A 655-nucleotide genomic window follows, 5' to 3' on the forward strand; every position below is an offset into this window, starting at 1 on the left:
GCCGCCAACTCACGCACCAGCCGCTGCCCCTCTGGTCGCGTGAAGTCGATGGTCACCGATTGCTTGTTGCGGTTGGCGGACAAGTAATAGGCCGCTTCGCTGGTGTTCTCGCCATAAGCGTCCTTAAGGAACGGAGGCCCCCAGGCACGCGTGTCATCGCCATTACCCGGGCGCTCGACCTTGATGACGTCAGCGCCAAGGTCCGCAAGAATCTGCCCGGCCCAAGGCCCGGCGAGCACCCGCGACAAATCCAGTACCCGTAGATGCGAAAGCGCGCCCATGGCCGTTCTCCTATTAATAGAACGCCTGGAGGCCGGTCTGCGCGCGACCGAGGATCAGCGCATGGACGTCATGCGTACCTTCATAGGTGTTCACCACTTCCAGGTTGACCAGGTGGCGAGCCACACCGAACTCATCGGAGATACCGTTGCCACCCAGCATGTCGCGCGCCATGCGAGCGATGTCGAGGGACTTGCCGCAGGAGTTGCGCTTCATCATCGAAGTGATCTCGACCGCAGCAGTACCTTCATCTTTCATGCGCCCCAGACGCAGGCAGCCTTGCAGCGCCAAAGTGATTTCGGTCTGCATGTCGGCCAGCTTCTTCTGGATCAACTGAGTGGCCGCCAATGGACGACCAAACTGCTGACGATCCAGG

Annotated in this window: 2 protein-coding genes; both read right to left on the reverse strand. The window is 60.8% G+C overall.

The window, feature by feature from the left end; all coding sequences use genetic code 11:
- Positions 1–281 (reverse strand): CoA transferase (locus tag AC1DLB_RS31465; RefSeq protein WP_477786463.1); only part of this gene is annotated, 281 nt, incomplete at its 3' end.
- A 13-nt stretch (positions 282–294) separates the two neighbouring features.
- On the reverse strand, positions 295–655 hold a 361-nt coding region (locus tag AC1DLB_RS31470; protein ID WP_477786464.1), incomplete at its 5' end, for an acyl-CoA dehydrogenase family protein.

Source organism: Pseudomonas sp. 05N434, assembly GCF_056396965.1.